Annotated in this window: 7 protein-coding genes; 2 read left to right on the forward strand and 5 right to left on the reverse strand. The window is 51.0% G+C overall.

Annotation, left to right across the window (positions count from 1 at the left end):
* Positions 1-125 precede the first annotated feature (125 nt).
* The 5 genes from AAAX31_RS10200 to AAAX31_RS10220 all read right to left on the reverse strand — a co-directional run bounded on the left by AAAX31_RS10200 (position 126) and on the right by AAAX31_RS10220 (position 6,368).
* Positions 126-1,121, reverse strand: coding sequence for a ThiF family adenylyltransferase (locus AAAX31_RS10200; RefSeq protein ID WP_349077140.1), 996 nt, complete (start codon positions 1,119-1,121; stop codon positions 126-128).
* Positions 1,102-2,343 carry a hypothetical protein gene (locus AAAX31_RS10205; protein WP_349077141.1) on the reverse strand — a complete coding sequence of 414 codons (1,242 nt, stop codon included), beginning with the start codon at positions 2,341-2,343 and terminating at the stop codon, positions 1,102-1,104. Before AAAX31_RS10205 ends, AAAX31_RS10200 begins: the two co-directional genes overlap by 20 nt.
* Positions 2,327-3,526: an MFS transporter gene (locus AAAX31_RS10210; protein ID WP_349077143.1), complete on the reverse strand. Its 1,200-nt coding sequence runs from the start codon at positions 3,524-3,526 to the stop codon at positions 2,327-2,329. The genes AAAX31_RS10205 and AAAX31_RS10210 overlap by 17 nt, the downstream gene beginning before the upstream one ends.
* Positions 3,523-5,187: a radical SAM protein gene (locus AAAX31_RS10215; protein WP_349077145.1), complete on the reverse strand. Its 1,665-nt coding sequence runs from the start codon at positions 5,185-5,187 to the stop codon at positions 3,523-3,525. The genes AAAX31_RS10210 and AAAX31_RS10215 overlap by 4 nt, the downstream gene beginning before the upstream one ends.
* Before the next feature lie 851 nt (positions 5,188-6,038).
* Entirely contained in the window at positions 6,039-6,368 is a 330-nt protein-coding gene (locus AAAX31_RS10220; protein ID WP_349077151.1) for a transposase, read from the reverse strand.
* A 60-nt stretch (positions 6,369-6,428) separates the two neighbouring features.
* Between AAAX31_RS10220 and AAAX31_RS10225 the strand changes: the two genes are divergently transcribed.
* Together AAAX31_RS10225 and AAAX31_RS10230 are read left to right on the forward strand one after the other, a co-directional pair.
* Complete coding sequence (locus tag AAAX31_RS10225; RefSeq protein WP_349077146.1) at positions 6,429-7,706, forward strand: DUF4143 domain-containing protein; 1,278 nt, start codon at positions 6,429-6,431, stop codon at positions 7,704-7,706.
* Positions 7,707-8,403: 697 nt separating this feature from the next.
* Positions 8,404-9,684: an IS256 family transposase gene (locus AAAX31_RS10230; RefSeq protein WP_349077147.1), complete on the forward strand. Its 1,281-nt coding sequence runs from the start codon at positions 8,404-8,406 to the stop codon at positions 9,682-9,684.
* Positions 9,685-9,766 lie beyond the last annotated feature (82 nt).

Consider the following 9,766-nt stretch of genomic DNA (forward strand, 5'->3'; position numbering starts at 1 on the left):
AAACAGCTCTCCTTTTTGTTATAGAGCCCCAACGTCTAATCCCTTTCTTTATCTGTTGCTTTCCATATTTTCGAGCCTTCTGCCATTCCTACGGGCGAAGAACAAGGTTTTTTCAAGTCAATGCTTCACAGGGATTTCTTTACAGAATTCGTATCATTCTCGCTGCCTACCCTCTTGTACATTAAACCCTTAAAGTTCATGAAGGAGCAGAAGCATGTATGTTGATGCATGGGGCTCGAGCCTGTACAAAGATATCGGTATATCTCCATTGCCAGCGCAGTTCCCACAAGAGTGTTTGTAAAACAAATTGATCCCTTTGGCACGGGCATGCGGACTATGTTCTCTTCGGCTCGCTGGAGGAAAGAGAGATAGGATTTCATATCGCTCTGCTTTTCGAGAATAGGACCAATTTCCCCATCAGCTACTCCAACAGCACAAAATGCACAGGGAATGTCCTTTTCTATACATGCTTCAAGAACTATTGACCTGGGATTGACCCCCTCCCCACTGTCTGCAGCGCAAACAAGCATTGAAGTCCTCGAAGGAACGCAACGCATGAGTTCTTCGGCAGAGCGGACGTAAGACGCAACTGGATTAAGCGAAAGATCCGGATAGCGATTAACAAGTGTTTTGGAAACTGCCTCTACTTTTGCTTCTCCTATTTCATCGGGACCAACAAGAAACTGACGATTTACGTTTGACCTCTCAACTCGATCCCCGTCGATTAATGTAAAATGCCGAACTCCAGCAGCAGCCAAATGCTCCGCCACCACCTGCCCTATGCCGCCCATACCAACGATGGCAAGATGAACGGCGCCGATTTGCTTAAGTAACGTCAGTGGAGCGTCGGAATAATAAGACAAAAAGCGAGTTGTCCTCGAGTGGGGTGATTCCAGCTCGTATTCTTCAGTTTCTAGAAAACCAAGTTCGTTGAGCCTTAGCAAGAATCGTTGCTCGCGAGCTTCAAGGTTCGTCTCATCTATCATATTTTGTTTGGCGAGCTGCTCAAAAAGATTTGTACTCAAATCAGAGATTTTGACCCTCACTCGCGATTTTAATCCTTGCAATATAAGTTCGTTGGAATCTCTCCTGATATAAGTACTATCGTTCCAATAGAACATTTAATATCCTTTCCCTCAAGCCTTCTTCTGGAAAAGTGTTTCGCATGAAGAAGGCGCTGGAGAGTCGTCCGATCGGCAAAAAACACGCAGCCTCGCCAAACAGTTCGACGGCTCTCTCGTTAAACGCCTGGCGCGAAATCATGCCAGAAAAATACCTGCTCAAAACCGATAAATACTTTTGGAGACGCATTCGGTTGCCCAAGCCCGTCAGTAGTGCGAGTTGATAGTAGATAAAAATAGGGTCATTGAAAGTATTCGGAATTAAAAGCAGGTGTACATCCGCCCAATCCGATTGAGGAGAGAAATAATCACTCGACATGAGTTTTGGATGATACCTGCCTGACGATGCTAATTGAAGCGCTATAAGTTTTACAATCTTTTTATTGGGGTAGTATTTGTCGTATGAAATTGATAATTTCGCAGTTATCTCTCTTTGTTCATCGGATTTATTCACGCCGTAATCGAAGGAAGGATCTTTCAGTTTCGGCGACAGAAGTCTTCTGATTGCCTCTGTGTCAACGAGAGAGAGGATGTTCCTACGTCCTTCTTCGTCGGCGAAATAGGGAGAGTGCTTGTTTGAAAAAACGATAACAGCCTCTATGCCAGATAATCCATGGTGCAGCCGAGCGCTCTTGCAATAGCGCTCAATTAATAAGGGCATGTTTGTATTGCAGCTTGCCATGGTTCTTCCGAGAAGAAAACACAAGACGTCAATCCATCTATTCTCGATGCGCTTTATCGTCATAGTCTGAGTGCACGCAGCGCTGCTCAGCTTGACTTCCTGCCTTCCGATTTGCGTAACAGAAAAATCATTGACACAAAAATAGTGAGAAGAGAGGAGATGTAAAAATGGTCCCACCCTTCCTCCGGTCCGGAATGCAATGGACAGCGACTTTGCATGATTGCTTAGCGAATAGCAGTGACCATCAATTACATCTATTCTCAAAAAGAAAGTCTTTAGAAAGCCGCTGCAATTGTGATGGACGTAGTCAAGCTTCCTCCCCAACTCGACAATATGCTCATTATCATGTCGACTTGTAAACCTAATCGTCCTGTCATCATACTCAACTTCGAAAAAAGGGGAATGAGGGCATCCCGATGCATCGAGTATTACTGGAACCCCGGCGATACGCTGAATGATTTGTGACGAATAGTCATGTCCATCAAGAAGGCTCGACGCTTCGGGCAGCTCGTCAATCGATATATCAATTCTTGGAGACATGTATTCCTACCATTTTTAAAGAAACAACGGCGGTAATTGCTATCGCGATTGCGCCAATAACACCGAGCGCTATCTGAATGGGATATAACCCCAACACATATCCAAATATGGAGAAAAACATTGCAGAAAAGAGAGCCCTTACCAGAGACGCGACGGAGAGGATCGTCGCGCGGAGATCGTCCGCTATCGCGTCTTGGATTAAGTTTTCCGAAGTGATGTACACCACTTCTGGGAGAAAGCAAAGCACCATGCTAAGGCCAAACAAACACAGCGGATTTGAAGCGAACCACGGAAGAATCATGAAAAGACCGGCCTCGATTAGCATCGAGCCGAGCATGGTATTTCTTTTCCCGAAACGCGATGAGAAGAAATCTGCTGCAATGTAGGCCGTCGCATTTACTGCATAGGATGCACCGAAAAAGATTCCTATTATGGAGACGGGAGCATCAAATGCGTCGAATACCAACTGATTCAAGTTGTAATAACTCCCATAGAATCCATCGAGCATGCTTGTGCCGATTAGAAGAAGCAACACCGCAAAAGCGGATTCTCCAATGCACCAGGTTTCGCGTCTGAAGATCTTGGCTACGTCAAACCTTTCCTCCCCAGAGTTTTTGGAATGGGTCGTTTCCATCCTCTCAATGGGATACAGAAGGAGAAGCTGCAGGAGATAGAAAACGGAAACGCATACGTAGAGGGCACTCCAAGATACTTGGGCAATGAATGATCCAAGTACGATTGCCGTTCCCGTAGCGATTGATTGCGCGGCAAGCAGCCGAGCGTTGATGGTGAGGAAGCGTTCTCCTTGGTCGGCATTTCGAACAATTTCATATAAAAGTGCTTGTTCGGATCCCGATTGAAGGGAGTAGGCGAGGGCCTCAACAAGGGAAAGCACGACAAGAAAGGGGCCTGAGAGCAACAGCATGCCAGCCGTATGGAAGAAAAGCAGCAGCACGCCCACTTGAATCGAAAACTTTTTTCCAAAGAAATCGCCTACCAGCCCTGTTGGCAGCTCGAGGACGACCGTGGCAATGTTGAACAGGGCTTGATAAAGCGCGATTTCCGTGACAGACATTCCTTTATCCGCAAGGAAAAGTAGAAACACTCCCCGATTTAAAACAAATCCCGCGAGAACGAAAAAGGCGGAATAGATGTGCAGCTGCGCAGTGGCATTCCTATTCATTTGGCACTCCTAACGACTATTTTTGTCGGAGTGCTCGCCACTGATTCGAAGCCTGAAATGTTCATAGTCTCAATGAAGAGCTGATAAAGCTTTTGAACAGGGTATTGATAGAATAGGACATCCTGCGCTCTTTCTTCTCGACGAACTATTGCCAGCCGGTCGATTTCGAAACAAGAAACCGCATAATACACCCCAGCTTGATCTAGAGTTGCCGTATAGCTTTCTGCAACGGCAAATGCATCTCGATCGCGACACATTTCAAAAATATCTTCAATGCTTCTACCATCTCGATGAATCATAAGGTAGGTTGCGAATTTAAAATGGTTTATCAAATCAAAATACGTATCGGCACGCGCGAGCACGTCAAGAATGTCGTAATTTTCATTCCTGACTGTGTACAGATGATTGAAATGAAGAGGTGACAGGCTGTTTGGGTCAATTCCGGCAGCAAGTAAATCTAAGTAATACTGAGATTCTTTTACGATGATATAATCCTCTTCATTCACCCCTTGAGCAACATCAGTAAGAGGCTCTGGGCTCATATAGGAAAAGTCAACGTTTGACATAAAACTGGTCGACGCGACTTCTTGAGCAAGGGCAAGGGTGTCGAGTACTTCGGAATATGTTTCTTCTGGAAAACCGATGATAAAATTGGTTTCGAATCTCATGCCAGAGGAAATGATGGATTTTACCGTAGGAATTACTTTTTTAAGATTCAAGTTTTTCCGGCAGATTCGCTGTATTCTTTGCGAGCCAGTTTCCAAGCCAACAAATACGGAGATACATCCGGTTGCCTTAAGTAGGCCAATGATCTCGGGAGTTATCGTATCGATTCGTCCCTCACAGTTGTATTTGAAATCATAATTCATTGCATATTTTTTGACTGCAAATTCAAAGAAGTACTTGTGCGATGCTAAAAAGTTATCATGATTATAGTTAATTGAAGAAAGAGTGCCGGTTTTTGCCATGCAATCGTAGACACGCTGCGAGGTTTCGAGCAGTTTGTCGACTTTAAGAAATCGCGCTTTCTGACCGAGAAGCACTCTGGATGAGCAATAGTAGCAATTAAACGGGCAACCTCTACCTGCCTCAATGTTGACCACGTTCATGCCGTATGAATTGGAGTAGTCGAGTTCCGGAAGGTTGTTAATGTCGTATTCAATCAACTCGCATAATCCAGAATCCCCGGTTTTAGAAATCGAATTTTTAGGTAAATCGCCTTGAGCGCCGCAAGCAATATATTCGAGTAGAAGCGGGAGGGTTTCTTCCCCATCAAAGATCGATAGAAAGTCAACCTCGGGACAATCCTGAAAAACCATTTCTCGAAGTGAAGTGATCTGGGGACCACCAAATATGATAACCGATTCGGGATGCGCCCGTTTAATAATCTTCGCTATCATGATGCCCCAGATATAAGAGGCGTTCATGATCGAAACACCAAAAACACTGGAGTCGATTGCTTTTATTTCGTCGAAGAACCACCGATAGATTTCTTTTGAAAAAGTCTTTTCTTCTTCGAGGAACTTACGCTGAAAGTCAATAACGTGAGTTGAAAATCCCGCGGCTTCAGAAACGGCCCTTAGATTCAAGATGGCCAGATTATCAACAAGGGTCTTCCTGTAGTGATTCACCGGATTGATCAGAGTGAAATCAACCTTCAACTTGAGCTCCTTTCTTTCGGGCGAATAGGAATCGCCTCCGTCACATTAAACGGAGGCGATTGTGTTATCAGACCTTAGCAGCGGCGCTGTATAACCTGATCAACATCAATGCCGAAGTCCAGAAGTTCTTCAACAGTGATCTCGATGTCGGAAGCCGATTTATCGCTGGCCAGCTCGATTTCCTCTTTCTCCATTTTCGTCACCTCCTTTTCATGTATGAGTTAAAAAAACTAGTGGCTTTCTGGAAACAGCCAGGATCAATGCTAAACGATGATTTTAGATTCAACGTCGGGACCGGTTGTTTTTATGAATATGATGCCAATGCACGAACAAAAGCAGTTAGCCTTTTCAGCACTGTTGCGGCTTATGCAATCACATGAGTCCTAGGTCCTTTCGACACCACCTGTATTGCGAATCAGCACCGCTGCCTTCCCGACTGAATATTGCCGTCAGGCACCGCTATTAAATGCATCTCCAGGCACCCCGTTACACTCGTGCCGCCATGCGGTCGACTGAACGAGGAGGTTCCACATAGACGCGATCTGGGCCGACATGGGAGAGACCGTCATGCGGCAGCGCTGCAGATGGAGCGCTAGCAATAAAAGGGCACAGGGACCAGCGTCTGCCAGATGCCCGCACACGATAACGGCGGTGCTGTTACGCGATATTCAGCAGTGCTTAAGCTAGCAGATACTCAATCACACGCATGGCAGGGGTAACAGCACGGGTGTTCCTATAGTTTTGTCAACCGGGGAATGCCGTTCGCGAGATCGAATCGCGAAATGCTGACGCCAGGCCTTTCGACCGGCGGACTCCAGCCTGTTCGGAGTGCTGTGCTTCGACTAGGTGGCTTAGGGCACCCTGTCCCGCATAATCGCGTAGGTGACCTTCAACCTCTTTCGCGTCAGCGCTTTGAGTGCCTTGCCGTGCGGTATGCCCCGTTCTCGGCACCTGGCGTAGTGGTCGCCCCATCTTCCCTCTGTCCGGGCAAGGCAGTTGCACGAGAATATGAGCAGGTTCTTCAGCCTTTTGTTGCCTTGGCGCGATGCCGTCACCGAGGAGATCGAGGTCTCCGACTGGCGGTTGTGCGGCGCCAGGCCGCAGTACGGCGCGAGCCTGTCGTGGCTTGACTCGTCATGTTTAATCTGTTTCGTTAACTGAAATGCATAAATCTGGTTAATCGAAAAAGCAAAATTTGGTTAAATGAAAACGGTAAATTTAGTTAAAAGCACTGGTAAGCAATGGTGAAGAATATGCCAAAAAAGTACTACACTCGAATTATCGAAAATGAGCTCGACCAGATGCTAGGCATATTCGGTGCCGTTCTCATCGAAGGACCGAAATGGTGTGGAAAGACGACCACGGCCGAGACCCGTGCGGCGTCCAGGCTCCTGCTCATGGACCCGTCCCGCAACTTCGAGAATCGCTTACGCGCCGAGACGGATCCGGCTCTTGCCGTTTCCGGCGAGGTGCCGCGGCTGATCGATGAATGGCAGGAGGTTCCGAAACTTTGGGACGCGGCACGGTTTGAGTGCGACAACCGCGGCGGCGAGCCTGGCCAGTTCATATTTACGGGATCGGCAACACCGCGAGACGACGAACGGCCGATGCACAGTGGCGCTGGAAGGTTCGCCAAACTGCGCATGGATACCATGACGCTTTTCGAACTTGGGAAATCCAGCGGCACGGTTAAGCTGTCGGGTATTATTTCTGGCGAAAAGTTCAATGGCGCTTTCGGATCGTTGGATTCTGCCTCGATTGCCGAGTGCGTTGTTCGCGGTGGATGGCCCGCGGCGGTCGGTCGCGATGCGCTGGCTGCGTCGGCGATGGCGAAACGTTACATCGGCATAGTCGCCGAAGAAGATTTGTCCCGTGTCGACGGCTCTCGACGCGATCCCGAAAAGGTCAAAGCTGTCATCGAATCGCTTGCGCGAAATGAATCCACTTTGGCGACACTCAAGACGCTCGTAGCCGATCTTGGCGGAGAGGTGTCGAGGCAGACGGCGGCATCATATATATCTCTTCTCGCTCGGGTTAGTTTCGTTCGCGATATTCCCGCGTGGAACCCCGCAATGAGATCCCCCGTGCACTTAAGAGAATCGAAGAAGCATCATCTTGCTGACCCGTCGCTGGCGGCCGCCGCACTCGGGGCGACTCCGGAGACACTACTGCTAGATTTCAAGACGCTCGGACTGCTTTTTGAATCGCTGGCACTCCATGATTTGTGGGTTTATGCGCGAGCAAACGGAATGGGCCTCTATCACTATCACGATTCTCGCGATCTAGAAGTCGATGCGGTCATTGCGGCTCCCGGCGGAACGTGGATTCCGGTCGAAGTTAAACTCAGCTCTGCTCAAATAGAAGAGGCATCTGACAATCTTGTTGCTGTCGAGGAACGTATGGTTGCTGCTGGAAACACCCCGCCGGTTTCTAAAGTAGCGATTATTGGATTTGGCTCACAAGCCTATGTTACCGACCGTGGCGTCCAAGTTGTTCCCTTGGATGTTCTTGCGCCGTAATGCTGAGGGCGAAGTGAAATCGACGCCGCAGTTTTTGGATCCGTCTTCTGGGATCTACACCGTGAAACTTAAAATCTCATCATCTGGTTCTTCGTTTGATTTGAATCGCGCCCGCGCAAAAGTCAAAACGACTCGCGCGGGCGTTTCGTTTTTCGCCTCGCTTTTCATATCGCATCTCAAATCGCGTCAAAACAAAACGCGAGTTTTGAAAATCGATAACGACCGAAGGTCGCGATCATAGGCGTGTACACGCCGCATGAAAATCGGATTGCCATTCGAGCCGTAATGCGATTCGCGGTACCTTTCGACAATCCAACAACGCTACGAGTCTCACTAAAGACTCTCCGCGTCATTGAAATGTCGAAAGCTGCCTCAACTTTTTCACAAGCGTATCGAAAAACGATTCGACAAGTCGAATGTTTGCGTCGCAAAAATGCAAATACTCGGCATCCCTCGCATTCGCATTACCGCTCCGCTCTCACTACAGCGAATTTCTAACGCTCAGCATCTTTCGCGTTAAAATTCGCTTCCGCTCACGGTCTTCACGCAGTTGCAACGCCGCGAGGCCTCTCGCTTGATCGCGTCGAAAATGTTGGTGTAAGGGTGACGCCCCAGCGCCCGTTTAACGAAGAACGGCCTTCGTCCTAGAATCTGAAATCACCACAACAACAGGTTCTAGGAAAGGACGAAGACCGCTATGGAAATCTTATCAGACCCGACGCCGGACATGCTCGCCATGCCCCGGTTCGACGACGGCGCCATCGACATGCAGGAGCTGCTCAGGCGCCTCGCCGAGCAGGTCGTGAACGCCGTGATGGACGCCGAGGCCGACCAGCTGTGCGGGGGCGGGTCGAACAGCCGAAACGGCTACCGCGAGAGGTCGCTCGCCACCTGCGTCGGCACGCTGACGCTGCGCATCCCGAAGCTCCGCACCGGCAGCTTCTTCCCGGACGACGTGATCGAGCGCTACCAGCGCGCGGACCGCGCCCTCGTTGCCGCCGTCGCCGAGATGTACGCCACCGGCACGAGCACCCGCAAGGTGCAGAGGGTGGCCGAGAAGATGGGCGTCTCCAGGCTCTCCAAGGACCAGGTGAGCGCCATCGCGTCGAGCCTGGACGCCGACATCGAGGAGCTCTGCGTAAGGCCGCTCGACGGCTCGCCGGTGCCCTACGTCTGGCTCGACGCGACCTACGTCAAGTGCCGCCGCGAGGGGCGCGTCGCCTCCACCGCCGTGGTCACCGCCATCGGCTGCGACGCGGGCGGCTGGAGGCGCGTCCTGGGCGTCGACGTGGTGGACACCGAGTCATACGACTCGTGGCTCGCCTTCCTGCGGACCATCCGCTCGCGCGGGGCGGCGGGCGTGCGGCTCGTCGTCTCGGACGCCCACCCGGGCCTCGTCCGCGCGCTCGGCGAGGTCTTCCAGGGCGCCGCGTGGCAGCGCTGCGCCGTCCACCTCATGCGCGACTGCATGCGCGAGGCGGGCTCCTGGCAGCTGAGGCGCCGCGTGGGCAGGATCGTCTCGCAGGTGTTCCGCGGGCGCGACGCCGCCACCGTCGTTGCGATGTACCACGCGGCGTGCGACATGCTGGAGGGGTGCTGCCCGAGGGCGGCGGCGGTTCTGGAGGAGGCGGAGCCCGACGCGCTGGCCTATCTCGACTTCCCGCCGGCCCACTGGAAGCGCCTGCGCACCAACAACGTGCAGGAGAGGACCAACCGAGAGATAAAGCGCAGGTCGCGCGTCGTGCAGGTGTTCCCGTCAACGGGCTCGCTGGTGCGGCTCGCGGGCGCGGTCATGTGCGAGCAGGACGAGATATGGCAGGAGTCCAGGTACTTCTCGGAGGCGAGGATGAACGAGCTCTACGACGAGGGCCGCACGCGCGGGATCGACGGCACCGTCGACTGGGCGCGGCTTGAGGCGGGGGCAAGGAAGATGCTCGAGTCCGGCCTTGAGCTTGCGGACAGGATTGAGACGGCATAGGATATCAACTGTGTTCCAGGTTCCAGGACGCCGGGCCGCCCCACTTCGGATCGGGCGCTACACCAACTTTCTCGACACTACC

The organism is Collinsella sp. CLA-ER-H5 (genome assembly GCF_040092375.1).
Classification (GTDB): Bacteria; Actinomycetota; Coriobacteriia; order Coriobacteriales; family Coriobacteriaceae; genus Collinsella.